At 72.3% G+C, this 25,269-nt stretch carries 23 protein-coding genes; 19 read left to right on the forward strand and 4 right to left on the reverse strand.

The annotated features are described in order from the left end of the window. The first annotated feature begins 109 nt into the window (after window positions 1-109). Window positions 110-1,651: an APC family permease gene (locus ACZ42X_RS32360; RefSeq protein WP_468297702.1), complete on the forward strand. Its 1,542-nt coding sequence runs from the start codon at window positions 110-112 to the stop codon at window positions 1,649-1,651. Window positions 1,652-1,745: 94 nt separating this feature from the next. Beyond that, window positions 1,746-3,365 carry a flavin monoamine oxidase family protein gene (locus ACZ42X_RS32365; RefSeq protein WP_468297705.1) on the forward strand — a complete coding sequence of 540 codons (1,620 nt, stop codon included), beginning with the start codon at window positions 1,746-1,748 and terminating at the stop codon, window positions 3,363-3,365. A gap of 40 nt (window positions 3,366-3,405) precedes the next feature. Here the strand turns inward: ACZ42X_RS32365 and ACZ42X_RS32370 are convergent, their stop codons facing one another. Then, the gene (locus ACZ42X_RS32370) at window positions 3,406-5,211 is read right to left on the reverse strand and encodes a glycoside hydrolase family 15 protein (protein ID WP_468297769.1); all 1,806 of its coding nucleotides are present in this window, start codon (window positions 5,209-5,211) and stop codon (window positions 3,406-3,408) included. A gap of 414 nt (window positions 5,212-5,625) precedes the next feature. Between ACZ42X_RS32370 and ACZ42X_RS32375 the strand changes: the two genes are divergently transcribed. The 12 genes from ACZ42X_RS32375 (at window position 5,626) to ACZ42X_RS32430 (ending at window position 19,011) form a co-directional block, all read left to right on the forward strand. Next, on the forward strand, window positions 5,626-7,275 hold the full coding sequence (locus ACZ42X_RS32375; protein WP_468297708.1) for a CTP synthase: 1,650 nt from the start codon (window positions 5,626-5,628) through the stop codon (window positions 7,273-7,275). Window positions 7,276-7,360: 85 nt separating this feature from the next. Next, entirely contained in the window at window positions 7,361-7,987 is a 627-nt protein-coding gene (locus tag ACZ42X_RS32380) for an NUDIX domain-containing protein (RefSeq protein WP_468297711.1), read from the forward strand. Between the two features lie 146 nt (window positions 7,988-8,133). After that, on the forward strand, window positions 8,134-10,167 hold the full coding sequence (locus ACZ42X_RS32385) for a tetratricopeptide repeat protein (RefSeq protein ID WP_468297714.1): 2,034 nt from the start codon (window positions 8,134-8,136) through the stop codon (window positions 10,165-10,167). 144 nt (window positions 10,168-10,311) lie between these two features. Beyond that, window positions 10,312-11,427: an alanine dehydrogenase gene (gene ald, locus ACZ42X_RS32390; protein WP_468297771.1), complete on the forward strand. Its 1,116-nt coding sequence runs from the start codon at window positions 10,312-10,314 to the stop codon at window positions 11,425-11,427. Between the two features lie 476 nt (window positions 11,428-11,903). Next, complete coding sequence (locus ACZ42X_RS32395) at window positions 11,904-12,929, forward strand: ParA family protein (protein ID WP_355357000.1); 1,026 nt, start codon at window positions 11,904-11,906, stop codon at window positions 12,927-12,929. After that, window positions 12,914-13,456 carry a hypothetical protein gene (locus ACZ42X_RS32400; protein WP_468297716.1) on the forward strand — a complete coding sequence of 181 codons (543 nt, stop codon included), beginning with the start codon at window positions 12,914-12,916 and terminating at the stop codon, window positions 13,454-13,456. Before ACZ42X_RS32395 ends, ACZ42X_RS32400 begins: the two co-directional genes overlap by 16 nt. A gap of 87 nt (window positions 13,457-13,543) precedes the next feature. Beyond that, the gene (locus ACZ42X_RS32405) at window positions 13,544-14,527 is read left to right on the forward strand and encodes a segregation and condensation protein A (RefSeq protein ID WP_468297719.1); all 984 of its coding nucleotides are present in this window, start codon (window positions 13,544-13,546) and stop codon (window positions 14,525-14,527) included. Continuing rightward, window positions 14,527-15,108 carry an SMC-Scp complex subunit ScpB gene (scpB, locus tag ACZ42X_RS32410; RefSeq protein ID WP_468297722.1) on the forward strand — a complete coding sequence of 194 codons (582 nt, stop codon included), beginning with the start codon at window positions 14,527-14,529 and terminating at the stop codon, window positions 15,106-15,108. Before ACZ42X_RS32405 ends, scpB begins: the two co-directional genes overlap by 1 nt. Further along, window positions 15,108-16,223 (forward strand): pseudouridine synthase, encoded by a 1,116-nt coding sequence (locus ACZ42X_RS32415; protein WP_468297725.1) that lies wholly within the window; start codon window positions 15,108-15,110, stop codon window positions 16,221-16,223. Before scpB ends, ACZ42X_RS32415 begins: the two co-directional genes overlap by 1 nt. Window positions 16,224-16,431: 208 nt before the next feature. After that, window positions 16,432-17,184, forward strand: a complete 753-nt coding sequence (locus tag ACZ42X_RS32420) for an NUDIX hydrolase (protein ID WP_468297728.1) — start codon at window positions 16,432-16,434, stop codon at window positions 17,182-17,184. Continuing rightward, the gene (locus tag ACZ42X_RS32425; protein ID WP_468297731.1) at window positions 17,181-18,218 is read left to right on the forward strand and encodes an ADP-ribosylglycohydrolase family protein; all 1,038 of its coding nucleotides are present in this window, start codon (window positions 17,181-17,183) and stop codon (window positions 18,216-18,218) included. The genes ACZ42X_RS32420 and ACZ42X_RS32425 overlap by 4 nt, the downstream gene beginning before the upstream one ends. 4 nt (window positions 18,219-18,222) lie before the next feature. Then, a complete protein-coding gene (locus ACZ42X_RS32430) occupies window positions 18,223-19,011 on the forward strand; it encodes a nucleotidyltransferase domain-containing protein (protein ID WP_468297733.1) in 789 nt (262 codons plus the stop codon). Here ACZ42X_RS32430 and ACZ42X_RS32435 read toward each other — a convergent pair. The 3 genes from ACZ42X_RS32435 to ACZ42X_RS32445 form a co-directional block, all read right to left on the reverse strand. Next, window positions 18,910-19,716, reverse strand: a complete 807-nt coding sequence (locus ACZ42X_RS32435; protein ID WP_468297736.1) for a nucleotidyltransferase domain-containing protein — start codon at window positions 19,714-19,716, stop codon at window positions 18,910-18,912. The two genes, ACZ42X_RS32430 and ACZ42X_RS32435, sit on opposite strands and share 102 nt — an antisense overlap. Window positions 19,717-19,724: 8 nt before the next feature. Continuing rightward, window positions 19,725-20,159 carry a Rieske (2Fe-2S) protein gene (locus ACZ42X_RS32440; RefSeq protein WP_468297739.1) on the reverse strand — a complete coding sequence of 145 codons (435 nt, stop codon included), beginning with the start codon at window positions 20,157-20,159 and terminating at the stop codon, window positions 19,725-19,727. Window positions 20,160-20,223: 64 nt separating this feature from the next. After that, the gene (locus ACZ42X_RS32445) at window positions 20,224-20,547 is read right to left on the reverse strand and encodes a DUF952 domain-containing protein (RefSeq protein WP_468297742.1); all 324 of its coding nucleotides are present in this window, start codon (window positions 20,545-20,547) and stop codon (window positions 20,224-20,226) included. 72 nt (window positions 20,548-20,619) lie between these two features. Between ACZ42X_RS32445 and aroH the strand changes: the two genes are divergently transcribed. The 5 genes from aroH (at window position 20,620) to der (ending at window position 25,149) form a co-directional block, all read left to right on the forward strand. Next, the gene (aroH, locus tag ACZ42X_RS32450; protein WP_468297745.1) at window positions 20,620-20,982 is read left to right on the forward strand and encodes a chorismate mutase; all 363 of its coding nucleotides are present in this window, start codon (window positions 20,620-20,622) and stop codon (window positions 20,980-20,982) included. Next, window positions 20,979-22,064, forward strand: coding sequence for a prephenate dehydrogenase (locus ACZ42X_RS32455; RefSeq protein ID WP_468297748.1), 1,086 nt, complete (start codon window positions 20,979-20,981; stop codon window positions 22,062-22,064). The genes aroH and ACZ42X_RS32455 overlap by 4 nt, the downstream gene beginning before the upstream one ends. A 275-nt stretch (window positions 22,065-22,339) precedes the next feature. Continuing rightward, complete coding sequence (gene cmk / locus ACZ42X_RS32460; protein WP_361422460.1) at window positions 22,340-23,002, forward strand: (d)CMP kinase; 663 nt, start codon at window positions 22,340-22,342, stop codon at window positions 23,000-23,002. Next, window positions 22,960-23,640, forward strand: a complete 681-nt coding sequence (locus ACZ42X_RS32465; RefSeq protein ID WP_468297750.1) for a lysophospholipid acyltransferase family protein — start codon at window positions 22,960-22,962, stop codon at window positions 23,638-23,640. The genes cmk and ACZ42X_RS32465 overlap by 43 nt, the downstream gene beginning before the upstream one ends. 60 nt (window positions 23,641-23,700) lie before the next feature. Next, entirely contained in the window at window positions 23,701-25,149 is a 1,449-nt protein-coding gene (gene der, locus ACZ42X_RS32470) for a ribosome biogenesis GTPase Der (RefSeq protein WP_355357025.1), read from the forward strand. Window positions 25,150-25,269: the final 120 nt, after the last annotated feature.

Raw genomic sequence — 25,269 nt, forward strand, 5'->3', positions numbered from 1 at the left:
CGCCGGTGACGACCTGCCGCACCCCTCGACAAGTCGTCGCCCCGGCACGGCATTTGTATGACCGCATGTCGCTTGTGGCGTACGTCACGTTGGAGGAGGGTCTCCCGGCATGGCAGAGAACCACACCCCCGAAGCGCACCAGGTGCAACGGCTCAAGGCGAACTCCGTCGGACTGGTCGGCGTCGTCTTCATGGCGGTCGCCACCGCCGCACCGATCACCGCGATGACCGGAAACCTCCCCATCGCGGTCGGCTTCGGCAACGGCACCGGCGCCCCGGCCGGTTACCTCTTCGCGACGCTCGTCCTGACCGTCTTCTCCGTCGGGTACGTCGCCATGGCGAAGCGGATCACCGCGGCCGGCGCCTTCTACGGCTACATCTCGCACGGCCTCGGCCGGATCGCCGGCATGGCCTCCGGCATGCTGGCCGTCCTCGCGTACATCGTCTTCGAGGCGTCCATCGTCGGCGTCTTCGCCTACTTCACCAAGACGACCGTCGCCGACCAGCTGGGCGTGGACCTCCCGTGGATCCTGTACGCGGCCGGGATGCTCGCGGTCACCGCCGTCCTCGCGTACTTCGACATCAACCTCACCGCCAAGGCGCTCGGCGTGATGCTCGTCGCCGAGATCGCCGTCCTGTTCGCGGTGGCCACGGCGGTGCTCATCGCGGGCGGCGGCCCCGACGGCATACCCACCGAGCCCATCAACCCGGCCAACGCCTTCACCGGCACCTCCGCCGGACTCGGCCTCTTCTTCGCCTTCTGGTCGTGGGTCGGCTTCGAATCCACGGCGATGTACGGCGAGGAGTCCCGCGACCCGAAGCGGGTCATTCCCCGCGCCACGCTCGTCTCCGTCATCGGCGTCGGCCTCTTCTACATCTACGTGTCCTGGATGACCATCGCGGGCAACGGCCTCAAGGGCGCCGTCGAGGTCTCCGCCTCCGCCACCCCGCTCGACCTGTTCTTCCACCCCACCCAGGCGTACATCGGCGCCTGGGCCGTCGACGCCTTCCAGTGGCTGCTGCTCACCGGCTCCTTCGCCTGCGGCATGGCCTTCCACCAGTGCGCCTCGCGCTACCTGTACGCCATCGGCCGCGAGGGCTTCCTCCACCCCGCCCTCGGCCGTACGCACGCCAAGCACGGCTCGCCGTACATCGCCTCGTACGTCCAGAGCGCCATCGCCGTCGCGCTCGTGGGCGCCTTCTGGCTCACCGGCCAGGACCCGTACATCCATCTCTACACCCTGCTCGCGATCCTCGGCACGATGGCGATCCTCATCGTCCAGACCCTCTGCTCCTTCGCCGTCATCGGCTACTTCCGCAAGAACCACCCCGAGGACCGGCACTGGTTCAAGACCTTCACCGCGCCCCTCCTCGGCGGCATCGGCATGACGGCGGTCGTCGTGCTGCTGGTGCTCAACATGGAGACCGCCGCCGGCCTCGCCGCCGACTCCCTCTTCTTCACCCTCATCCCGTGGATCGTCGGCCTCGTCTTCTTCGGCGGCCTCGGTCTCGGCTTCTACCTGCGGGCCAAGCAGCCCCGGCGCTACGAGATCATCGGCCGGATCGTCCTCGAGGACGCGGCCGAGCGCGACGACGAAGACCAGCAGCACGGCGACGAGCAGCACGACGGCCGGCCCGCCGCCACCGTCTGAGCCCCCGCCACCCCCACTACCCGCCACCCCCTACCCCCCGCCGTCCGAGTCACCCCGCCACCGTCCGGGCGGATCCCCCCTCCGAGGAGCCCCCATGTCCCGTACGCCCCTGATGCGCGCCCTGCGCGACATCGCCACCCACCGCGCCGCCGCCGAGCGGCTCGACATGCCCGTCGCCGAAGTCCGCGGCTCCACCCGCCGCCAACTGCTCCAGCGCGCCGCCGCCCTGGGCCTCGCGGCGGGCGTCGGCACCGCCGTGGCCGCCAAGCCGACGAAGGCGCACGCCTCGACCGCGCCCCGCATCGCCGTCGTCGGCGCCGGCATCGCCGGCCTCACCGCCGCCCTCACCCTCCGCGACGCCGGCCTGAACTGCACGCTCTACGAAGCCAACCCCACCCGTGTCGGCGGCCGCATGTGGACGCAGCGCGACCACTGGGCGTACGGCCAGATCTCCGAGATCGGCGGCGAGCTGATCGACACCAGCCACAAGAAGATCCAGGAGCTCTGCCGCCGCTTCGGCCTGCCCCTGGAGGACTTCCTCGGCGGCGGCCCCACCGGCGCCGAGGAGGTGCTGTGGTTCAACGGCACCTACTACCCGCGCCACCAGGCCGACGAGGACTTCAAGGCGGTCTACCAGCAGCTCCACCGGGACCTCCAGGAAGCCGGCGAGGTGAAGTGGAACCAGACCACTCCGCACGGCACCGCCCTGGACAACATGTCGATATACGACTGGATCGAGAGCCGCGTCCCCGGCGGGCACTCCTCACCGCTCGGCCGCTTCATCGACGTCGCCTACAACGTCGAGTACGGCGCCGACACCACCGAGCAGTCGTCCCTGGCGCTCGTCCTGCTGATGGGCTACCAGACGAACCCGGGCAACTTCAACGTCTGGGGCCTGTCCAACGAGCGCTACCACATCAAGGGCGGCAACGACCAACTCCCGCGCGCCATCGCCGCCTCACTGCCCTCCGGCACCCTGCGCATGGGCTGGTCGCTGACGGCCGTACGCGCCAACTCCGACGGCACGCAGACCCTCACCTTCAGCGAGGGCGGCACCACCCGCACGGTCACCGCCGACCACACCGTCCTGTGCGTGCCGCTCCCCGTCCTGCAGCGGCTCGACACCACCCAGGCGGGCTTCGACCCGCGCATGCGGGACCTGCTGCGCGACGCGCGCATGGGCCACTGCACCAAGCTCAACATGCAGTTCGGCACCCGCCCCTGGCGCGGTACCGGGCCCTGGCCGGGCGTCTCCGCGGGCGACTGCTTCACCGACACCGACGTCCAGCAGACCTGGGACACCACCAAGATCCAGCCGGGCACGGGCGGCATCCTCATCCAGTACGCCGGCGGCACCCTCGCCAGGACCCTCACCCCGGCCGGGCCGTTCTCCACCGAGTCCGACCCGTACGTCCGCGACCTCGTCGCCCGCCGCCTGCGCGGCATCGACGCCTTCTTCCCCGGCACCTCCAAGGCGTGGACGGGCCGCGCCCAGCTCTCCGCCTGGCACCGCAACCCGTACACGCTCGGCGCGTACTCGATGTGGCCCGTCGGCTACCTGCACCGGTACGCGGGCTACGAGGGCACCCCCCAGGGCCCCGGCGGCCGCGTCCACATCGGCGGCGAGCATTGCTCCTACGACTTCCAGGGATTCATGGAAGGCGGCGCGACCGAGGGTGAGCGCGCCGCCCGCGAGGTGATCGCCGCCTGTTAGCCGCCGACCGACCGGCCGCCGACCGGCCGCCGACCGGCCGTCAGCCGCCGTACGCGCCCGAGGCCGTCAGCCGCAGTGCCGTGTCGATCAGCGGCACGTGGCTGAAGGCCTGCGGGAAGTTCCCGACCTGGCGCTGCAGGCGCGGATCCCACTCCTCCGCCAGCAGCCCCAGGTCGTTCCGCAGCGCCAGCAGCTTCTCGAAGAGCCGGCGCGCCTCGTCGACCCGCCCGATCATCGCCAGGTCGTCGGCCATCCAGAACGAGCACGCCAGGAACGCCCCCTCGTCACCGGGCAGGCCGTCCACGCCCTCCTCCGCGCCCTCGGTCGGGTAGCGCAGGATGAAGCCGTCCTCCGTGGACAGCTCCCGCTGGATCGCCTCGATGGTGCCGATGACGCGCTTGTCGTCCGGCGGCAGGAAGCCCATCTGCGGGATCAGCAGCAGCGAGGCGTCCAGCTCCTTCGAGCCGTACGACTGCGTGAAGGTGTTGCGCTCCGGGTCGTAGCCCTTCTCGCACACGTCCCGGTGGATCTCGTCGCGCAGCGCGCGCCACCGCTCCAGCGGCCCGTCCGCGTCACCCGACTCGATCAGCTTGATCGTCCGGTCCACCGCGACCCACGCCATGACCTTGGAGTGCGTGAAGTGGCGGCGCGGCCCGCGGACCTCCCAGATGCCCTCGTCGGGCTGGTCCCAGTGGTCCTCCAGGTAGCGGATCAGCTTCAGCTGGAGCAGCGAGGCGTAGTCGTTGCGCGCCAGGCCCGTCATGTGCGCCAGGTGCAGCGCCTCGGTGACCTCGCCGTACACGTCCAGCTGGAGCTGCGCCGCCGCGCCGTTGCCGACCCGGACCGGGGCGGAGTTCTCGTACCCCGGCAGCCAGTCCAGCTCGGCCTCGCCGAGCTCGCGCTCACCGGCGATGCCGTACATGATCTGCAGGTTCTCCGGGTCGCCGGCGACCGCGCGCAGCAGCCACTCGCGCCAGGCGCGGGCCTCTTCGCGGTAGCCGGTGCGCAGCAGCGAGGAGAGGGTGATCGCGGCGTCCCGCAGCCAGGTGTAGCGGTAGTCCCAGTTCCGCACGCCGCCGATGTCCTCGGGCAGCGAGGTGGTCGGCGCGGCGACGATGCCACCCGTCGGGGCGTACGTCAGCGCCTTCAGCGTGATCAGCGAGCGGACCACGGCCTCGCGGTAGGGGCCCCGGTAGGTGCAGTGCTCGACCCACTCGCGCCAGAACGCGGAGGTCGTCTCCAGCGCGCCCATCGGGTCCGCCAGCGGCGGCGGCGCGTGGTGCGAGGGCTGCCAGCTGATGGTGAAGGCGACCCGGTCGCCCTCCTTGATCGTGAAGTCCGAGTACGTGGTGAGGTCCTCGCCGTGGGTCTCCACCTCGGTGTCGAGCCAGATGGAGTCGGGACCGGCGACGGCGACGGTCCGGCCGTCCACCTGGTGCACCCACGGCACCACACGCCCGTAGCTGAACCGCATGCGCAGCGCGGAGCGCATCCGCACCCGGCCGCTGACGCCCTCCACGATCCGCACCAGCTGCGGCGCGCCGTCGCGCGGCGGCATGAAGTCGGTGACGCGGACCGTGCCCCGGCCCGGTGTGTCCCACTCGGATTCGAGGATCAGCGAGTCGCCGACGTACCGGCGCCGGTCGGCCGTCGGCGGCTCGGCGTCGTCGGCGTGCGCCGGTCCGATCCGCCAGAAGCCGTGCTCCTCGGTGCCGAGGAGGCCCGCGAAGACGGCGTGCGAATCGAAGCGCGGCAGGCACAGCCAGTCGGCCGTGCCGTCCCGGCAGACCAGGGCAGCGGTCTGCATGTCTCCGATGAGTGCGTAGTCTTCGATGCGCCCGGCCACGTGCATCTCCAGTCGAACGGCCACGTTCGCCCCGTGGGGCGCTTACTGGTCTGGGGTGTCAGGGGAGAATGTCAGAGCAGAATACGATGCTGCCAGCTCCTCCGTGTGATCGTCCTGGTGGGGCGTTCGCCTCCATCCAATGTCCTCCTTGAGCCGATCGGGTGCCCGACGGGTGGCTGACGGGTGCCCACTCTCGTGCCCGTCGCACGCCGTGCCAATCCAGGTGCCGCGCGTGGCCGGGAGCGGTCTCCCCCTGGCGCTGATACCCTGGTAGCCCGTGGACCGGTGGGCGCCGCACAACGAATCGGCGGCCCCCGAACCGCAGCGACGGCACCCCCCGGAACTCCTCGGAGCACTCCGGACCGGACGCCGGTACGCACCTCCAACCGCGACCACGGGAGCCCCCTCTTGGCCATGCCGCCCAAAACAACGACGACCAAGCACATCTTCGTCACCGGGGGTGTCGCGTCCTCCCTCGGCAAGGGGCTGACCGCCTCCAGCCTGGGTGCGCTGCTCAAGGCGCGGGGCCTGCGGGTCACGATGCAGAAGCTCGACCCGTACCTGAACGTCGACCCCGGCACCATGAACCCGTTCCAGCACGGTGAGGTGTTCGTCACCAACGACGGCGCCGAGACCGACCTGGACATCGGCCACTACGAGCGCTTCCTCGACGTCGACCTCGACGGCTCGGCCAACGTCACCACCGGCCAGGTCTACTCCACGGTCATCGCCAAGGAGCGCCGCGGCGAGTACCTGGGCGACACCGTCCAGGTCATCCCGCACATCACCAACGAGATCAAGCACCGCATCCGCCGCATGGCGACGGACGACGTCGACGTCGTGATCACGGAGGTCGGCGGCACCGTCGGCGACATCGAGTCGCTGCCGTTCCTGGAGACCGTCCGCCAGGTCCGCCACGAGGTCGGCCGGGACAACGTCTTCGTCGTGCACATCTCGCTGCTGCCCTACATCGGCCCCTCCGGCGAGCTGAAGACCAAGCCGACCCAGCACTCGGTCGCCGCCCTGCGCAACATCGGCATCCAGCCGGACGCGATCGTGCTGCGCGCCGACCGCGACGTGCCGACCGCGATCAAGCGCAAGATCTCGCTGATGTGCGACGTCGACGAGGCGGCCGTGGTCGCGGCCATCGACGCCAAGTCGATCTACGACATCCCGAAGGTGCTGCACACCGAGGGCCTCGACGCGTACGTCGTGCGCAAGCTGGACCTGCCCTTCCGCGACGTCGACTGGACGACGTGGGACGACCTGCTGGACCGCGTCCACAACCCCGACCACGAGGTCACGGTCGCGCTCGTCGGCAAGTACATCGACCTGCCCGACGCGTACCTCTCGGTGACCGAGGCGATGCGCGCCGGCGGCTTCGCGAACAAGGCCCGCGTCAAGGTCAAGTGGGTCACCTCCGACGACTGCAAGACCCAGGCGGGCGCCGCCAAGCAGCTCGGCGACGTCGACGCGATCGTCATCCCCGGCGGCTTCGGCGAGCGCGGCGTCAACGGCAAGGTCGGCGCCATCCAGTACGCCCGCGAGAACAGGATCCCGCTGCTCGGCCTGTGCCTGGGCCTGCAGTGCATCGTGGTCGAGGCCGCGCGCAACCTCGCCGGCATCGCGGACGCCAACTCCACCGAGTTCGACCCCGCCACCTCGCACCCCGTCATCTCGACGATGGAGGAGCAGCTGGCGTACGTCGAGGGCGCCGGCGACCTCGGCGGCACCATGCGCCTGGGCCTGTACCCGGCGAAGCTCGCCGAGGGCTCCATCGTCCGCGAGGTCTACGGCGACCAGCCGTACGTCGACGAGCGCCACCGCCACCGCTACGAGGTGAACAACGCCTACCGCGCGGAGCTGGAGAAGAAGGCGGGCATCGTCTTCTCCGGCACCTCCCCGGACAACAAGCTCGTCGAGTACGTGGAGTACCCCCGCGAGGTGCACCCCTACCTGGTCGCCACCCAGGCGCACCCGGAGCTGCGCTCGCGCCCCACGCGCCCGCACCCGCTCTTCGCGGGCCTGGTGAAGGCCGCTGTGGAGCGCAAGACGGGCAAGTGATGCGCTAGCGATACGGTTGACCGGGGTACGGGCCTGATCAGGGCACGTGCCCCGGTTTTCTTGTGTACGAGGGAGGACGTCTTTCATGACCATCAAGGACACGCCCGAGGAGTGGCAGGTCACCGCGACCGAGGTGCCGTTCCGGGGCAACAAGACGAGTGTCCGCACCGACGACGTGGTCATGCCGGACGGGTCCGTCGTACGCCGGGACTACCAGGTCCACCCCGGCTCGGTGGCCGTCCTCGCGCTCGACGACGAGGACCGGGTCCTCGTCCTGCGCCAGTACCGCCACCCGGTGCGGCACAAGCTGTGGGAGATCCCGGCCGGCCTGCTGGACGTGCCCGGCGAGAACCCGCTGAACGCGGCGGTGCGCGAGCTGTACGAGGAGGCGCACGTCAAGGCCGACCGGTGGAACGTCCTCACCGACGTCTACACCACGCCCGGCGGCTGCGACGAAGCCGTACGGATCTTCCTCGCGCAGGGTCTGTCGGCGGCGGAGGGCGAGCGCTTCGAGGTCGCCGAGGAGGAGGCCGACATGGAGCTCGCGCGCGTACCGCTCGACGAGCTGGCCCGCGGCGTGCTCGCCGGCGACCTGCACAACACCTGCCTGGTGGTGGGCGTCCTCTCCCTGCTGGCGGCCCGGGCCGGCGACGGCCTGGACGCCCTCCGCCCCGCGGACGCGCCCTGGCCGGCCAGGCCGTTCGACGCCTGACCCGCTGGTGTGACGATCTGCTGATCCGAAAGAGGGACCTGTCCGCCCCGCTCCGCGGGGGAGGCCCACCCGGCTGAACTACGCTCGGATCACCCGCCGGAGACCCGGCGGGACAGCACGTGGCGCAGTGGACGGGAGCGTGACCCGTGGCGGAGCAGGCGGTGGACTTCGACGAGGGCGCTGAGCCGGAGAACGGCCGGTTCTTCGGCCGCCAGCGCGAGTTGAAGGCACTGCGGGCCGACATCGAGAACGCCGGGCTCGACACCATCGCCGGGCGCACCACACCCCGCCCCCGGGTGCTGCTCATCGCCGGGCGGCCGGGCAGCGGGCGCACCGCGCTCGCCGGTGAGCTCGTGCGTGGGCTCCTCGCCGAGGGCGCGTACGAGGACGGGGTGCTGCGGGCCCGGCTGACCGAGCCCGGCGGCGCGCCCATCCCCACCGAGCGGACCGCCCGGGACCTCCTCACCGACCTCGGCATCGACGCGCCCGCCGGGGCCGACGAGGACGAGCTGACCCAGCTGCTGCGCGGCGCCCTCGCCCGGCGGCGCATGGTGATCCTGCTCGACGACGCGACCGACGCCGGGCAGGTCGCCCCGCTGCTGCCCGACACCTCCGCGTGCCTGGTGGTGGCCGTCGCCCAGGGACCGCTCACCGGGCTGCCCGGCGTACGGCCCTGCACGCTGGGCGGGCTGGACGCCAAGTCGTCCATCGAGCTCCTCAACCGGTTCACCGGCTCCGTACGCATCACCGTCGACCCGCAGGCCGCCGAGACGCTCACCGAGCTGTGCGGCGGGCAGCCCGCCGCGCTCGTACTGGCCGGCGGCTGGCTCGCCGCCCGCCCCATGTCGTCCGTCGCCGACCTCGCCAAACGGCTGCGGTCCCTGCCCGACGACCCCGGCCGGCCCGCCGCCGCCCGCCCGCTCGCCCGCGCCTTCCGCCTCGCCTACGAGGCCCTGCCGCCGCCCGCCGCCCGGTTGCTGCGGCTCCTCGCCCTCGCGCCGCTGGGCCTCGCCGACGCCCAGACCGCCTCCGCGCTGGCCGGCTGCTCGGTGTCGGCCGCCCGCTCCACGCTGGAGGGCTTCGTCGCCTTCGGGCTCGTACGGGACGGGGAGCGGGGCGGCCAGTACGAGGTCCCCGGCTGCCTCGTGCCGCTGCTGAGGGAGCTGCTGGAGAGCGAGGACCGGCCCGCCGAGGTGCAGCTGGCGCGGGCGCGGATGCTGGAGCGGACCGTCCGGCTGCTCCAGTCGTGCCGGGCGGTCACCGAGCCCGAGGGCTCGGCCGCGCGGCGCCGGCTCGCCGGGCTGCCGCGCGCCCTGCGCTTCCCCAGCGTGGGCACCGCCAGCCAGTGGCTGCGCACCCGGCAGCCCGCGCTGCTGGCCTCCGCCCGGCTCGCGGTCGCCGACGGGGAGCTCGACACCCTGGCCCGCCGGCTGATCGCCGCGCTCGTCCGGGCGCTCACCGCGCACCGGGGCCCCGAGACGGCGGCGCCCGAGCTGTACGGGCTGCACCAGCTGGTGCTCGACGTCGCCGAGCGGCGCGGCCTGCATCGCGAGCGGGCCGCGGCCCTGCTGAACCTCGCCGATCTGGACGCCGCCACCGGGCGGACCCAGGACGCTTTGATGCGGTATCGCGCAGCTCTGGACGCCGGACGCGACGCAAATGACCCGTACGCGACCGGTCGCGCGATGGAATCCGTAGGTGGCGCATACCAGGAGCTGGGGGACTGGCAGCGGGCCGCCGACTGGTACGGGCGGGCCCTCTCCCAGCGCCTCGCCCGTGACGAGCGCGCCGACCAGGCCCGGCTGTACGGCAGGCTCGGCGCCGTACACACCTATGCCGGGCGGTACGGCGAGGCGCTGCGCAGCTGGCGGGCGGCCGCGGCCGGATATCGCCGCCTCGGCGATCTCCCGGGCCACGCACGGGCGTTGAGCGAAATCGCCCGGGTCCAGGAGTACGCGGGTCGGCCGCACGAGTCGCTGCGCACCTGCGAGGAGGCGATCGAGTGGGCCCGGCGCGCCGACGACATGCGGCTTCTCGCCGCGCTCCAGCTGCGGCTCGCCGACACGCTCGACCGGCTCGGCGATCCGGCGGCGGCCCGGCTGCACCGCGCGACCGCCGAGCGCATGCTGGGAAGTGAAAGCTCCGCCTACGAAATCCGCAGTGCTTCAGCCAAAGATTAGGTCTTTGCAAGGCTAGACAACGGGAAGTCCTTCAATAGACTGGGTGAGCCGCGATTGACCGCGGTCTATCCCGATGCGTCCACTGCATCCGGGTATGTATTGCATTGCCCCCAGTACCCCCCCGAGCCAAGGACCGTGATCGACGTGAAGGTCGGCATCCCCCGCGAGGTCAAGAACAACGAGTTCCGGGTGGCCATCACCCCCGCCGGCGTGCACGAGCTCGTCCGCAACGGCCACCAGGTCTTCATCGAGCAGAACGCCGGCGTCGGCTCCTCGATCACGGACGGCGAGTACGTGGCCGCCGGCGCGCAGATCCTGCCCACCGCCGACGAGGTCTGGGCCACCGCCGACCTGCTGCTCAAGGTCAAGGAGCCCATCGCGGAGGAGTACCACCGCCTCCGCAAGGACCAGACGCTCTTCACCTACCTCCACCTCGCCGCCTCCCGCGAGTGCACGGACGCGCTGCTCGCCTCCGGCACCACCGCGATCGCCTACGAGACGGTCGAGACCGCGAACCGCGCCCTTCCGCTGCTCGCCCCGATGTCCGAGGTCGCGGGCCGCCTGGCCCCGCAGGTCGGCGCCTACCACCTGATGCGCTCGGCCGGCGGCCGCGGCGTCCTGCCCGGCGGTGTCCCCGGTACGCACGCCGGCAAGGCCGTGGTCATCGGTGGCGGCGTCTCGGGCTGGAACGCCACCCAGATCGCCGTCGGCATGGGCTTCCACGTGACCCTGCTCGACCGTGACATCAACAAGCTGCGCGAGGCCGACAAGATCTTCGGCACCCAGGTGCAGACGGTCGTCTCCAACGCCTACGAGCTGGAGAAGGCCGTCATCGAGGCCGACCTCGTCATCGGCGCCGTCCTCATCCCGGGCGCCAAGGCCCCGAAGCTGGTCACCAACGAGCTCGTCGCCAAGATGAAGCCCGGAAGTGTCCTTGTCGACATCGCGATCGACCAGGGCGGCTGCTTCGAGGACTCCCGTCCGACCACGCACGCCGAGCCGACCTTCCAGGTCCACGACTCGGTCTTCTACTGCGTCGCCAACATGCCGGGCGCCGTCCCGAACACGTCGACGTACGCGCTGACCAACGCCACGCTGCCGTACATCGTCTCGCTCGCCAACAACGGCTGGGTCGAGGCGCTGCGCCGCGACGCCTCGCTCGCCAAGGGTCTCAACACCCACGACGGCAAGGTCGTCTACAAGGAGGTCGCCGAGGCCCACGACCTGGAGTACGTGGACCCCGCCACCTTCATCGGCTGACGAGCCCGGGGCTGACGGGGACCGACCGTCAACGGTTGCCGTCAACCTCACACATCCGGCCGGACCTTGTGCGCAAGGTCCGGCCGGACGTGTGTCCGGACGCTTCCTGACCGTCGTTCAAGTCGTCTCGAACGTAACCCTTTAACCGTTTCGCACACCCGGGAAACGTGTCGATGCGTGGCCGTGCACCCTTGACAGAGGAGTGTTTCTTTGCCGACACATCGGCTCGCGTCCGGGCGATTGTGTTGCTGCGGAGCGGTGACACGCCATAGAGTCGCCAACCGTCGGCATGGTGCCACGCTGACCTATCGATAAGTCCCCTGGCCACTTCCAAGGAGGTAAGACGACTTGTGAATGAGTCGACATTTACTCCAGGAGGTGGTCAGCCAGGATCGGTCGGCGATGCCGGTTCCGTCGCTGTCCGCCCCTTCGCGACCAGTCAGACCGGCCCACAGCACCTGACGACAGCCCACACGATGAAGATGATGGACGGCCAACACGTGAACGCCATGGCCGGCAACGAGAGTGGCCGAGAGTCCACCCACTTCGCCGCCTACGACGAGGTGCCCGAGGGGCACTTCTACGACCCCGACGCCGAGTACGAGCCCGATCCGGAGTACGCGGCCACCCTCGCCCCGGACGCTGCCCGTCAGCGCCGCGAGCGGATCGGCCCCACCGGGCGTCCCCTGCCGTACTTCCCGATCCCGGGCCCGCTGACCGACCACGGCCCCGCGAAGATCATCGCGATGTGCAACCAGAAGGGCGGCGTCGGCAAGACGACGTCGACCATCAACCTGGGCGCCGCGCTCGCGGAGTACGGACGGCGGGTCCTGCTCGTCGACTTCGACCCGCAGGGTGCCCTGTCGGTCGGCCTCGGCGTGAACCCCATGGAGCTCGACCTCACCGTCTACAACCTGCTCATGGAGCGGGGCATGTCGGCGGACGAGGTGCTGCTGAAGACCGCCGTGCCCAACATGGACCTGCTGCCCAGCAATATCGATTTGTCTGCGGCGGAAGTGCAGTTGGTGAGCGAGGTCGCGCGCGAGTCCACGCTCCAGCGGGCCCTGAAGCCCCTGCTGCCGGACTACGACTACATCGTGATCGACTGTCAGCCCTCGCTCGGTCTGCTGACCGTCAACGCGCTGACGGCCGCTCACAAGGTGATAGTGCCGCTGGAGTGCGAGTTCTTCGCGCTGCGCGGGGTGGCCCTGCTGACCGAGACCATCGAGAAGGTCCAGGAGCGGCTCAACCCCGACCTGGAGCTCGACGGCATCCTCGCCACGATGTACGACTCCCGCACCGTGCACAGCCGCGAGGTGCTGGCCCGGGTCGTCGAGGCCTTCGACGACCACGTCTACCACACGGTGATCGGCCGGACCGTGCGCTTCCCGGAGACCACGGTCGCCGGTGAGCCGATCACCACGTACGCCTCGAACTCGGTCGGCGCGGCCGCCTACCGCCAGCTCGCCAGGGAGGTGCTCGCCCGGTGTCACGCCGAGTGAGTCTGCCCGGTGCCGACGAGCTGTTCCGTACGACCGGGGGCATGGCGCTGCAGGCGTCGACCCCCAGGCGCCAGGCGAGCGCGGCGAACGGCGAGCCGCGGGTGCCGGCGCCGGCGGGCGAGAGCGACCCCACGGCGGCGGCCTCCGCCCCTCCGGCGCCCGCCGAGGAGCACGCGGCCGCCGAGGCCGAGGCGGCGGCGGAGCCGCGCACCCGCGAGACCGAGCCCGCCACCGCTCCCGCGAAGCCGGCCGCCGCCGCGGCTGCGGGCGCTCCGGCGCCCCGGCGCCGCGGCCGGTCCGCGAGCCGGCGGCCCAGCGGGCGCGAACGCCACGACGAGAAGATCACGGTGTACGTCTCCGCCGAGGAGCTCATGGACCTGGAGCACGCGCGCCTGGTCCTGCGCGGTGAGCACGGCCTGGCCGTCGACCGCGGCCGCATCGTCCGCGAGGCGGTCGCCGTGGTCCTGGCGGACCTGGAGTCGCGCGGCGACGCGAGCATCCTCGTACGGCGGCTGCGCGGGCGCTGACGGCGGCCCCGGCGGTAGCCTGCGCGAGCCGCCCCTAGCCCGCCGGTTGCCCCGGCCGGGCCCCGCTCGCCACGCTCCTGGACCACGATGCCCCCGACCGACGACCCGCCCCGCCGCACACGCCGCCCCCTGGGCCGCGGCCCGGGGGCCTCGCCCGCGCAGCAGCCCGAGGAGCCGGAGCCGTCGGTACCGCCCGAGGAGCCGGAGCCGCCGGTACCGCCCGAGGAGCCGGAGCCGCCGGTACCGCCGGAGCCCGAGAGGTCCGGTGAGGGCGACGGGCGGTTCACCGTGCGGCTGGCGAACTTCGAGGGGCCCTTCGACCTGCTCCTGCAGCTGATCTCCAAGCACAAGCTCGACGTCACCGAGGTCGCCCTCTCCAAGGTCACCGACGAGTTCATGGCCCACATCCGCGCCATGGGCCCCGACTGGGACCTGGACCAGACCACCGAGTTCCTGGTGGTGGCCGCGACCCTGCTCGACCTCAAGGCGGCCCGCCTGCTGCCCGCCGCCGAGGTGGAGGACGAGGCGGACCTCGCGCTCCTGGAGGCGCGGGACCTGCTCTTCGCGCGGCTGCTCCAGTACCGCGCGTACAAGCAGGTCGCGGACATCTTCAGCGAGCGGCTGGAGAGCGAGGGCCGGCGCTACCCGCGTACCGTCGGACTGGAGCCGCACCACGCGGAGCTGCTGCCGGACGTGGTGATCAGCATCGGCGCCGAGGGGTTCGCCAAGCTGGCCGTCAAGGCCATGCAGCCCAAGGCCAAGCCCCAGGTGTACGTGGAGCACATCCACGCCCCGCTGGTCAGCGTGCGGGAGCAGGCCGAAGTGGTGGTCGCGCGGCTGCGGGAGCGCGGCGAGGCGACCTTCCGGGAGCTCGCCGAGGACGCGCCCGACACCCTCACCGTCGTCGCCCGCTTCCTCGCGCTGCTGGAGCTGTACCGGGAGAAGGCCGTCGCCCTGGAGCAGGACGACGCCCTCGGGGAGCTCACCGTGCGGTGGACGGGTGCGGACGGCGGTGCCGCCGTCGCCGTGACCGACGAGTTCGACCGCGAGAGCGGCCGGGAGGAGACGTGATGGAGCTGAAGCCGGCCCTGGAGGCCGTCCTCATGGTCGTCGACGAGCCGGCGACCGAGGAGCACCTCGCCAAGGTGCTGGATCGCCCCCGCCGCGAGGTCGCCGACGCGCTGCGCGAGCTGGCCGACGAGTACGACGTGCAGCGGCGCGGCTTCGAGCTGCGGCTGGTGGCGGGCGGCTGGCGCTTCTACACGCGCCCCGAGTACGCCGAGGCCGTCGAGCGCTTCGTCCTCGACGGGCAGCAGGCCCGGCTCACCCAGGCCGCCCTGGAGACCCTCGCGGTCGTCGCGTACCGCCAGCCGGTCAGCCGGTCGAGGGTCTCGGCGGTGCGCGGCGTGAACTGTGACGGGGTCATGCGCACCCTCCTCCAGCGCGGTCTGGTGGAGGAGGCGGGCGCGGAACCCGAAACAGGTGCGATCCTGTACAGGACGACGAACTACTTCCTGGAGCGGATGGGCCTGCGCGGCCTGGACGAACTCCCGGAGCTCGCGCCCTTCCTCCCCGAGGCGGACGCGATCGAGGCGGAGAGTCAGGAAGGGCTCCCGTCGTTCGATCCAGACGACGACAAGACGGAACTTTGATGCGAAGCAGCAGCGGCAGGAACAGCAGCGGAAACAACGGCGGGAGCCGTGGTGGCAACAGCGGCGGCCGCGGCAGCAGCGGCGGCCGCGGCAATTACCGGGGTGCCGGTAACAGCCGCGACGACCGCACTCCGCGCGGGAGCAACCCGCGCAAGCCCCGCCCCGAGGAGCGCAGCTACGACGTAGGCGGCGGCCCCTCCGAGGCCCCCAAGCGCGGACGCGGCGCGGCGGCCCGCGGGGGCGCCAAGGGCGGCCCCAGGCAGTCCCCGCAGCGCGGCGGCGGCCGTACGACGCCGGCGCGCCCGCGCGAGCTGGACGCCCGGATCGAGGAGCGCAACCGCGAGCGGTACGCGAACCGGCCCGAGATCAAGACCCCGAAGACCTTCGGGGACCAGGAGGGCGAGCGCCTGCAGAAGGTGCTGGCCCGGGCGGGCATGGGCTCGCGCCGCGCCTGCGAGGAGCTGATCGACGCCGGCCGTGTCGAGGTCAACGGCAAGATCGTGATCGAGCAGGGCACGCGCGTCGACCCCGAGAAGGACGAGATCAAGGTCGACGGCCTGACCGTGGCGACCCAGTCGTACCTCTTCTTCGCCCTCAACAAGCCCGCGGGTGTGGTCTCGACCATGGAGGACCCGGACGGGCGCCAGTGCCTCGGCGACTACGTCACCAACCGCGAGACGCGCCTCTTCCACGTCGGGCGGCTCGACACCGAGACCGAGGGCATCATCCTGCTCACCAACCACGGCGAGCTGGCCCACCGCCTCACGCACCCGAAGTACGGCGTGCAGAAGACCTACCTGGCCGCGATCACCGGCCCGCTCCCGCGCGAGGTCGGCAAGCGCCTCAAGGAGGGCATCCAGCTGGAGGACGGGTACGCCCGCGCCGACCACTTCCGGGTCGTCGAGCAGACCGGCAAGAACTACCTCGTCGAGGTCACCCTCCACGAGGGCCGCAAGCACATCGTGCGCCGCATGCTCTCCGAGGCGGGCTTCCCGGTCGACAAGCTCGTCCGGACCGCGTTCGGCCCGATCCAGCTGGGCGACCAGAAGTCGGGCTGGCTGCGGCGCCTGACGAACACCGAGGTCGGCATGCTGATGAAGGAAGTCGGCCTGTAACCGCACGTTCCCGTACGAAAGCCCGCGTCTCCCCGAGGAGCGCGGGCTTTCGCGCTTGTGGGACGCACCTTCCCGCCTTTATAGTCATAGTGACTCTTAAGGAGGCGGCGTTGCGACTCCCCATCACCCCTGCCGCGCACGGGCGGCGAACCTGGACCCACGGGGGTGGCCCGGGCTCCGGCACCCGCGTGGCGGGGGTGGTGCGGGTATGAGCACGCCGAACGCACCGAAGGCGGAGCGTCCCGAGGGCTACGACCCGCACGCCTTCGAACCCTTCGCCGTCACCGTCGACCTCGCCGTCCTCACCGTCCGCGAGGAGCGGCTGCAGGTCCTGCTCGTACGGCGGGGGCAAGAGCCGTACAAGGACTGCTGGGCCCTGCCCGGCGGCTTCGTCCTGCCCCGCGAGTCCGCCGAACAGGCCGCGCGGCGCGAGCTGGCCGAGGAGACCGGAATCTCCGGCGCCACCGCCGCCCGCCTCCACCTGGAGCAGCTGCGCACCTACAGCGACCCGGACCGCGACCCGAGGATGCGGGTCGTCTCCGTCGCGTACACCGCCCTCGTACCGGACCTGCCGGAGCCCCGGGGCGGCGGCGACGCGGCGCACGCGCAGTGGCTGCCGTACGGCTCGTACGGGCCCCTCGCCTTCGACCACGACACGATCCTCGCCGACGCGCGCGAGCGCGTGGGCGCCAAGCTCGAATACACCTGCCTCGCCACCGCCTTCTGCCCGCCCGCGTTCACGCTCGGCGAGCTGCGCCAGGTGTACGAGACGGTGTGGGGCGTCGAGCTCGACCGCCCCAACTTCCGGCGCAAGGTCCTCGCCACGCCCGGCTTCGTCGAGGCCGTGGAGGGGCCGCCGCGCCTGACCGGCGGACGGGGGAAACCGGCCGCCCTGTACCGGGCGGGCGGGGCCACGGCCCTGCACCCGCCACTGCTGCGACCGGAAGGACGGCAGGCATGACGGCTGGAACGACCACCGCCAGGACCACCACCATCAAGCGGGCGGCCACCGGCTCGCTCATCGGGCTGGCGCTCGGTGACGCGCTGGGCTTCCCGACCGAGTTCAACGACGTGCCGTCGATCCTCGCGAAGTGCGGCCCCTGGCGGGAGATGGAGCTGCCCCGGCCCGCCCTCGTCACGGACGACACCCAGATGACGCTGGCGCTGGCACGGGGCATCCGCACCGCGATGGACCGGGGACCGTTCACCCCGCAGCGGCTGCTCCAGCCGGTGCGGGACGAGTTCGTCAGCTGGTACCACTCCCCGGAGAACAACCGCGCCCCCGGCCGTACGTGCCTGGTGGCCTGCGGCAGGCTCGACAGCGGCCTGCCCTGGCAAGAGGCCAGCCAGATCGGCTCCAAGGGCTGCGGCGCCAACATGCGGGTGGCGCCCCTCGGGCTCGTACCCCGGTTGGACGCGGAACAGCGCGCCGGCGCCGCGCAGCTCCAGGCCGCCCTCACGCACGGGCACCCGACCGCGCTCGCCGCCTCGGACCTCACCGCGCGGGCGGTGTACCTGCTGTCGCGCGGCGCGGACCCGGCCGGCCTGGTCGGGCAGCTGCTCGCGTACGCGCACGAGAACCGTTCCCGCTACCACGCCAAGTGGCTCGGCGACCTGTGGACGTACGCGCACGACGCCACGCCGCAGGCGTTCATCGAGCGCGGCTGGGACGAGTGCGTCGCCGCCCTCACCACCCTGCAGTCCGCCTTGCGCACCGCCGACCCGGAGGCCGACCCGTGCCTCCTGACGGGCGACGGCTGGATCGCCGAGGAGGCCCTCGCCACCGGTCTGCTGTGCTTCCTGCTGTTCCCGGAGGAGCCGCTCACGGCCCTGCGCCGGGCCGCCTGCACCAAGGGCGACTCCGACTCCCTCGCGTGCCTCGCGGGCGCCTTCGCCGGGGCGCACCTGGGGGCCGGGGCGTGGCCGAGGGACTGGGCGGACCGGGTCGAGTACGGGAGCGAGCTGTCGACGCTGGGTGCGCTCTGGGACGCTTGAGCGCATGACCCACCTCGTTGACCTGCCCGACCTGGCCTCCATCGTCGCCGAGCAGCCCGATCCGCTGCTCTTCGCGACCGTCTCCGGCGCCCACCTGTACGGCTTCCCGTCCCGCGACTCGGACGTGGACCTGCGCGGGGTGCACCTGCTGCCGGTCGACGCGGTGATCGGGCTGCGCGAGCCCGAGGAGACCCGGTCCCGGATGTGGGAGCGGGACGGCGTGGAGATGCACCTGGTCACGCACGACCTGCGCAAGTTCGTCCGGCTCATGCTGCGGCGCAACGGCTACGTACTGGAGCAGCTGCTGTCCCCGTTGGTGGCCCACACCTCGGACGCGCACGCCGAGCTGGCCGCGCTCGCGCCGGGTGTGCTCACCACCCACCACGCGCACCACTACCGTGGGTTCGCGGCCACCCAGTGGCGGCTGTTCGAGAAGAGCGGGGAGCTCAAGCCGCTGCTGTACACCTTCCGGGTGCTGCTGACCGGCATCCACCTGATGCGCACGGGCGAAGTGGTGGCCCACCTGCCGACGCTGCTCGGGTCGGTACCGGCGCCGGAGTACGTGGCCGAGCTGATCGCCGCCAAGTCCGACGCCGAGCACGGACCCGCCACCGGCGTGGACACCGAGCGGGTGCGCGCGGACGTGGAGGGACTGCACGCCGTGCTGGACGAGGCGCAGGCGGGGTCGGCGCTACCGGACGCGCCCGCCTCCGCCGCCTACGACGCCCTCCACGACTTCGTCGTACGGGTGCGCCTGGAGCGTCTCCAGCCCCCGGAGGGCCTGGAGGGCTGAGGCCCGGCGGGTGCGGTAGAGGAAGTCCTCCACCGCCCGGTGGTCCGGCTCCGCCGGGAGCGGGGAGCGTACGGCCGCCTCGTCCGCCTCCGCCGCCAGGCGGGCCATCCACGCCTCGGCCTCCGGCCACGGCACCTCGCCGCGCTTGACCGCCAGCAGGCGCCCGCGGGCGTCGCCGACGTCGATGACCAGCTCGCCCGTGCGCAGCAGGTCGCGGCAGCTCATCAGGAGCCGCAGCAGGTGCATGGCGTGCTTCCAGCGCGGGGCCCCGTGCCGGCGGACGTCCGCGTCGAGCTTCTTGCGCTGGCCCACCGCGTACCGGACGAACGTCTGGTGGGCCTGGCGGGAGAGGAACGCGCGGCGCAGCGAGAGCAGCTCGCGGCCGGTGTCGTCGACGTACTCGACGAGCGGGGAGTGCAGGCACTCCAGGATGTTCGGGTTGGCGCGCAGCGCGAGCTCGCAGAAGCGCTCCAGCTCCCAGCTGAACTGCTCCTCCGCCGGGCCCTCTATGTGCGTCGGCGGCTTGGCGAAGCGCCACTGGAGCGCCGTGGGTGCGAGGAACACACCGCGACGGTCGGTGTCACTGCCGTCCGTGGCCAGCCCGAAGGCGCGCGACCCCATGACGCAGGAGTAGACGGTGTGGTCGCGCACCAGGTCTTCGGGGACCGGCGGGGTCATCGGGGTCGGCGGGGTCGGCGGTGTCATGACCGGGATCATCCCAGGCGGACGGCGCCCTCCGACACCGAGATCTCCCTGGCCGGAAGCGGCCTGGTGGCCGGGCCCGTCACGACCGACGCGTCCTCCACGCGGAAGGTGCTGCCGTGGCAGGGGCAGCGGATGACGCCGTTCGCGACCGAGCCCACCGTGCAGCGCTGGTGCGTGCAGATCGCCGAGAAGGCCTTGAACTCGCCCTCGCTGGGCTGGGTCACCACGACCTGCCGGTCGGCGAAGACCCGGCCGCCGCCGACGGGGATGTCCGCGGTCTTCGCGAGCTCCTCACCGGCCGGTGACCCGCCGTCCGTGGGGTCCCCGTCCGCCGGGCCGTCGCCCCCGCCGCCGCAGGCGGTGACCAGGGCGGCGGCGGTCGCGGCGGCCGAGGCCGCCAGGACGGTACGGCGGGAGGTGGAGGCTGCGTTCGCTGCGTTCATGCGCCGCATCCTGACGCCCCGGCCGCACCGCGCGAAGGAGCCGCGCGGTCGCCCGGGCCGCCGGTTACGCCCGGGGGAGCAGCCCCGTCGCCGTGCCGTCCGCCTCCCGGCGTACCTCCAGGACCCCGGTCACGGCGGCGCGGTCGACCGGCCCGTACACATGCGGGAACCCGCCCTCCCAGCGGACCTCCGACGACAGCAGCTCCTCGTCGATCCGCAGCACCAGCAGCGGACCGGGCGCGTCCCGGTAGTGGGCGTCGGCGATGGCGAGCGCCGCCGCCTCGTCGGGCGAGCAGTGCACGAAGCCTTCGGCGGAGAGTGAGCCGGGCGCGTACGGACCCTCCGGATCGGCGGACCACTGGGCGAGGGGGACGACGTGAAAGAGCATGCGGACAGTTCTAACCCACCGTGCCTGACTAGGCTGATCACAGCAGCACCCAAGCCGACGAAGGAGCGGGACGTGGCGGTACGAGCGGTCCGAGGGGCCGTCCAGCTGGAGCGGGACGACGCCGGGCACATGCGGGACCAGGTCGGCGAGCTGCTCACCGCCGTACTGGAGCGCAACAGCCTCACCACGGACGACCTGATCAGCATCTGGTTCACGGCCACGCCGGACCTGCACAGCGACTTCCCCGCCGCCGCGGTGCGCGACCTCGGCATCGTGGACGTACCCCTCATCTGCGCGCAGGAGCTGGACGTCGACGGCGCCATGCCGCGCGTCGTACGGCTGCTCGCGCACGTCGAGACCGATCTGCCCAAATCCGCCGTCGCGCACGTGTACCTCGGTGCCGCGGCCGCCCTGCGCAAGGACATCGCCCAGTGAGAACCGCACTCGTCATCGGAACCGGCCTGATCGGCACCTCGGCCGCCCTCGCGCTGACCGGGCGCGGCGTCACCGTCCACCTCGTGGACCACGACCCGGCCCGCGCGCGCACCGCCGCGGCGCGCGGAGCCGGCACCGACGAGGCGCCCGGGGGCCCGGTCGACCTCGCGGTCGTCGCCGTACCGCCCGCGCACATCGCCGCCACGCTCGCCGACGCGATGCGCCGCGGCGTGGCCCGCGCGTACCTGGACGTGGGCAGCGTCAAGGGCGGTCCCAAGCGGGAGCTGGAGGAGATGGGCCTCGACCTGACGGCGTACATCGGTACGCACCCGATGTCCGGCAAGGAGCAGTCGGGGCCGATGGCCGCGACCGCCGACCTCTTCGAGGGCCGCCCCTGGGTGCTGACGCCCACCCGCGACACCGACACCGAGGTGCTGAACCTGGCCCTGGAGCTCGTCGCGCTGTGCCGGGCCGTGCCGGTCGTCATGGACGCGGACGCCCACGACCGGGCCGTCGCGCTCGTCTCCCACACCCCGCAGCTGGTCTCCTCGATGGTCGCCGCGCGGCTGGCGGACGCCGACGAGACGGCGGTACGGCTCTGCGGGCAGGGCATCCGGGACGTGACGCGCATCGCGGCGTCCGACCCGCGCATGTGGGTGGAGATCCTCTCGGCGAACCCGGGCCCGGTCGCCGACGTCCTCGCGGGCGTCGCCGCCGACCTGGAGGAGACGGTCCAGGCCCTGCGCTCGCTCCAGTCCGCCGACGACGACAAGCGGCGCGACGGCGCCAGCGGCGTCGAGGACGTCCTGCGCCGCGGCAACGCCGGCCGCGCCCGCGTACCGGGCAAGCACGGCGGCGGGCCGGTGGCGTACGAGACGGTGGCGGTCCTGCTCAGCGACCAGCCGGGCGAGCTGGCCCGGATCTTCGCCGACGCGGGCCGGGCGGGCGTCAACATCGAGGACGTCCGCATCGAGCACGCCACGGGCCAGCAGGCCGGCCTCATCCAGCTCATGGTCGAACCGAGCGCGGCCCCGGTCCTCGCGGCGGCCCTGCGGGAGCGGGGCTGGGGGCTGCGGCCGTAGCGACGACCCGGCGGACGGAGCCCGGCGCCCGGTGTCCGGGTGGTTCCCGTGCGGGGGCGGCTCCCGTGCCGGCGGGCGCCCATGCCGGACGGGCGCCCGTGCCCGGGGGCCCCGTGCCGGGGTCGCTCCCGTGCCCGGGCGGGCGCCCGACACGGAGGGTCCTCCGAACGGGTGCAAGGGGTTCGGCCCGCAGTCGGTAACCTTGTGCCGGGCCCCTTGGCAACCGGCCGGCCCCTCTCCCGCGTACCAGGAAGGTGTCCGACACCGTGGAAACCGTGATCGTCGCCATCGACGGGCCCTCCGGCACGGGCAAGTCGAGCACCTCCAAGGCGGTCGCCGCCAAGCTGGGGCTCAGCTACCTGGACACCGGCGCGCAGTACCGCGCGATCACCTGGTGGATGATCAGCAACGGCGTGGACACCGACGACCCCGAGGCCATCGCCTCGGCCGCCGGCAAGCCCACCATCCTCTCCGGGACCGACCCGTCCCACCCCACCATCACGGTCGACGGCGTGGACGCCTCCGGGCCCATCCGCACTCAGGAGGTCACCTCCAAGGTCAGCGCCGTCAGCGCGGTCCCCGAGGTGCGCACCCGGATCACCGAGCTCCAGCGCAGCATCGCGGCGAGCGCCGTGGAGGGCATCGTCGTCGAGGGCCGCGACATCGGCACGACCGTCCTCCCGGACGCCGACCTCAAGATCTTCCTGACCGCGTCCCCCGAGGCCCGCGCCGCCCGTCGCTCCGGCGAGCTCAAGGGCGCGGACGTCCACGCCACCCGCGAGGCGCTCATCAAGCGGGACGCGGCCGACTCCAGCCGCAAGACGTCGCCGCTCGCCAAGGCGGACGACGCGGTCGAGGTCGACACCACCGACCTCACCCTCCAGCAGGTCATCGAGTGCGTCGTCACCCTCGTCGAGGAGAAGCGAGCCGCCAAGTGACCCCGTCCGAGAAGGGCGCCGCGGTCGGCCGGGGCATCGGCATCGGCCTGATGTACGGGCTGTGGAAGCCCCGCGTCCTCGGCGGCTGGCGCGTCCCGGCCTCCGGACCCGTGATCCTCGCCGTCAACCACGCGCACAACCTCGACGGCCCCATGCTCATGGGCACCGCGCCCCGGCCCGTCCACTTCCTGATCAAGAAGGAGGCCTTCATAGGGCCTCTGGGCCCGTTCCTGGAGGGCATCGGGCAGCTGAAGGTGGACCGCTCGGCGCCCGACCGCACCGCCATCACCGGCGCTCTGGAGGTGCTGGCGGGCGGCGGCGTGCTGGGCATCTTCCCGGAGGGCACGCGGGGCGAGGGCGACTTCGCCTCGCTGCGCGCCGGGCTGGCGTACTTCGCCGTGCGCAGCGGCGCGCCGATCGTCCCGGTCGCCGTGCTGGGAAGCACCGAGCGCCGCGGGCGGTTGATAAAGGCGCTGCCGCCGCTGCGCAGCCGCGTCGACGTCGTCTTCGGCGACGCCTTCGAGGCGGGGGAGCCCGGCGGCCGCCGCACCCGCAAGGCGCTGGACGACGCCACCGTACGCATCCAGGAGCGGCTCACCGCGCACCTGGAAAACGCCAAGCGCCTCACCGGGCGCTGAGCGAGACTTGAGTAGCGGATCACTCGATCCGCCGATGATGATGAACGAGGAACGGACTTCATGAACGACCAGCACGACCACGGGGCACTCGGCGACACCGAGTACGCGGAGTTCATGGAGCTCGCCGCCGAAGAGGGCTTCGACATCGAGGACGTCGAAGGCGCGATCGAGGAGGCCGGGCACGGCCCGCTCCCGGTCCTCGCCGTCGTCGGCCGGCCGAATGTCGGCAAGTCGACCCTCGTCAACCGCATCATCGGCCGCCGCGAGGCCGTCGTCGAGGACAAGCCCGGCGTCACCCGCGACCGCGTCACGTACGAGGCCGAGTGGGCCGGCCGCCGCTTCAAGGTCGTCGACACCGGCGGCTGGGAGCAGGACGTCCTCGGCATCGACGCCTCCGTCGCCGCCCAGGCCGAGTACGCCATCGAGGCCGCCGACGCCGTCGTGTTCGTCGTGGACGCCACCGTGGGCGCCACCGACACCGACGAGGCCGTCGTCAAGCTGCTGCGCCGGGCCGGGAAGCCCGTCGTCCTCGCCGCCAACAAGGTCGACGGCCCCTCCGCCGAGGCCGACGCCGCCATGCTGTGGTCCCTGGGCCTCGGTGAGCCGTTCCCGGTCTCCGCGCTGCACGGCCGCGGCACCGGCGACCTGCTGGACGAGGTGCTCAAGGCGCTGCCGGAGGCCCCGGAGCAGACCTTCGGCGCCGCTGTGGGCGGCCCGCGCCGCATCGCGCTCATCGGCCGTCCGAACGTCGGCAAGTCGTCCCTGCTGAACAAGCTCGCGGGGGAGGAGCGGGTCGTCGTCAACGAGATGGCCGGCACCACCCGCGACCCGGTCGACGAGCTGATCGAGCTCGGCGGCACGACCTGGAAGTTCGTCGACACCGCCGGTATCCGCAAGAAGGTCCACCTCCAGGAGGGCGCGGACTACTACGCCTCGCTGCGTACCGCCGCCGCCGTGGAGAAGGCCGAGGTGGCCGTCGTCCTGATCGACACCACCGAGTCCATCTCCGTCCAGGACCAGCGCATCATCACCATGGCCGTGGAGGCGGGCCGCGCGCTCGTCATCGCGTACAACAAGTGGGACGACCTCGACGAGGAGCGCCGCTACTACCTCGAGCGCGAGATCGAGACCGAGATGCAGCAGGTCTCCTGGGCCCCGCGGGTCAACGTCTCCGCCCGCACCGGCCGCCACATGGACCGGCTGGTCCCGGCGATCGAGACGGCGCTCGCGGGCTGGGAGACCCGCGTGCCGACCGGCAGGCTCAACGCCTTCCTCGGCGAGCTCGTCGCGGCCCACCCGCACCCGATCCGCGGCGGCAAGCAGCCCCGCATCCTCTTCGGTACGCAGGCGGGCACCAAGCCGCCCCGGTTCGTGCTCTTCGCCTCCGGCTTCCTGGAGCACGGCTACCGGCGCTTCGTCGAGCGGCGCCTGCGCGAGGAGTTCGGCTTCGAGGGCACGCCGATCCACATCTCGGTGCGGGTGCGCGAGAAGCGCGGCCGGAAGAAGTAGCGACACATGACGACGGCGGGGGGGGGGGGGGGGGGGGGTTTCCCCCCCCCCCCCCCCTCTATAAGCCCTTTTTCCGCGTCTCCCTCCCCTCAGTTTGCAACCCCCCCCCCCCCGTGAAAG

Source organism: Streptomyces sp. NPDC030862, assembly GCF_055571835.1.

What these genes read in the sequence shown, in the direction of transcription:
- ACZ42X_RS32360 (WP_468297702.1), top strand. Translation starts at nt 110, where the DNA reads ATGGCAGAGAACCACACCCCCGAAGCGCACCAGGTGCAACGGCTCAAG.
- ACZ42X_RS32365 (WP_468297705.1), top strand. Translation starts at nt 1,746, where the DNA reads ATGTCCCGTACGCCCCTGATGCGCGCCCTGCGCGACATCGCCACCCAC.
- ACZ42X_RS32375 (WP_468297708.1), top strand. Translation starts at nt 5,626, where the DNA reads ATGCCGCCCAAAACAACGACGACCAAGCACATCTTCGTCACCGGGGGT.
- ACZ42X_RS32380 (WP_468297711.1), top strand. Translation starts at nt 7,361, where the DNA reads ATGACCATCAAGGACACGCCCGAGGAGTGGCAGGTCACCGCGACCGAG.
- ACZ42X_RS32395 (WP_355357000.1), top strand. Translation starts at nt 11,904, where the DNA reads ATGAAGATGATGGACGGCCAACACGTGAACGCCATGGCCGGCAACGAG.
- ACZ42X_RS32405 (WP_468297719.1), top strand. Translation starts at nt 13,544, where the DNA reads ATGCCCCCGACCGACGACCCGCCCCGCCGCACACGCCGCCCCCTGGGC.
- scpB (WP_468297722.1), top strand. Translation starts at nt 14,527, where the DNA reads ATGGAGCTGAAGCCGGCCCTGGAGGCCGTCCTCATGGTCGTCGACGAG.
- ACZ42X_RS32415 (WP_468297725.1), top strand. Translation starts at nt 15,108, where the DNA reads ATGCGAAGCAGCAGCGGCAGGAACAGCAGCGGAAACAACGGCGGGAGC.
- ACZ42X_RS32420 (WP_468297728.1), top strand. Translation starts at nt 16,432, where the DNA reads ATGAGCACGCCGAACGCACCGAAGGCGGAGCGTCCCGAGGGCTACGAC.
- ACZ42X_RS32425 (WP_468297731.1), top strand. Translation starts at nt 17,181, where the DNA reads ATGACGGCTGGAACGACCACCGCCAGGACCACCACCATCAAGCGGGCG.
- ACZ42X_RS32430 (WP_468297733.1), top strand. Translation starts at nt 18,223, where the DNA reads ATGACCCACCTCGTTGACCTGCCCGACCTGGCCTCCATCGTCGCCGAG.
- ACZ42X_RS32435 (WP_468297736.1), bottom strand. Translation starts at nt 19,716, where the DNA reads ATGACACCGCCGACCCCGCCGACCCCGATGACCCCGCCGGTCCCCGAA.
- ACZ42X_RS32440 (WP_468297739.1), bottom strand. Translation starts at nt 20,159, where the DNA reads ATGAACGCAGCGAACGCAGCCTCCACCTCCCGCCGTACCGTCCTGGCG.
- ACZ42X_RS32445 (WP_468297742.1), bottom strand. Translation starts at nt 20,547, where the DNA reads ATGCTCTTTCACGTCGTCCCCCTCGCCCAGTGGTCCGCCGATCCGGAG.
- der (WP_355357025.1), top strand. Translation starts at nt 23,701, where the DNA reads ATGAACGACCAGCACGACCACGGGGCACTCGGCGACACCGAGTACGCG.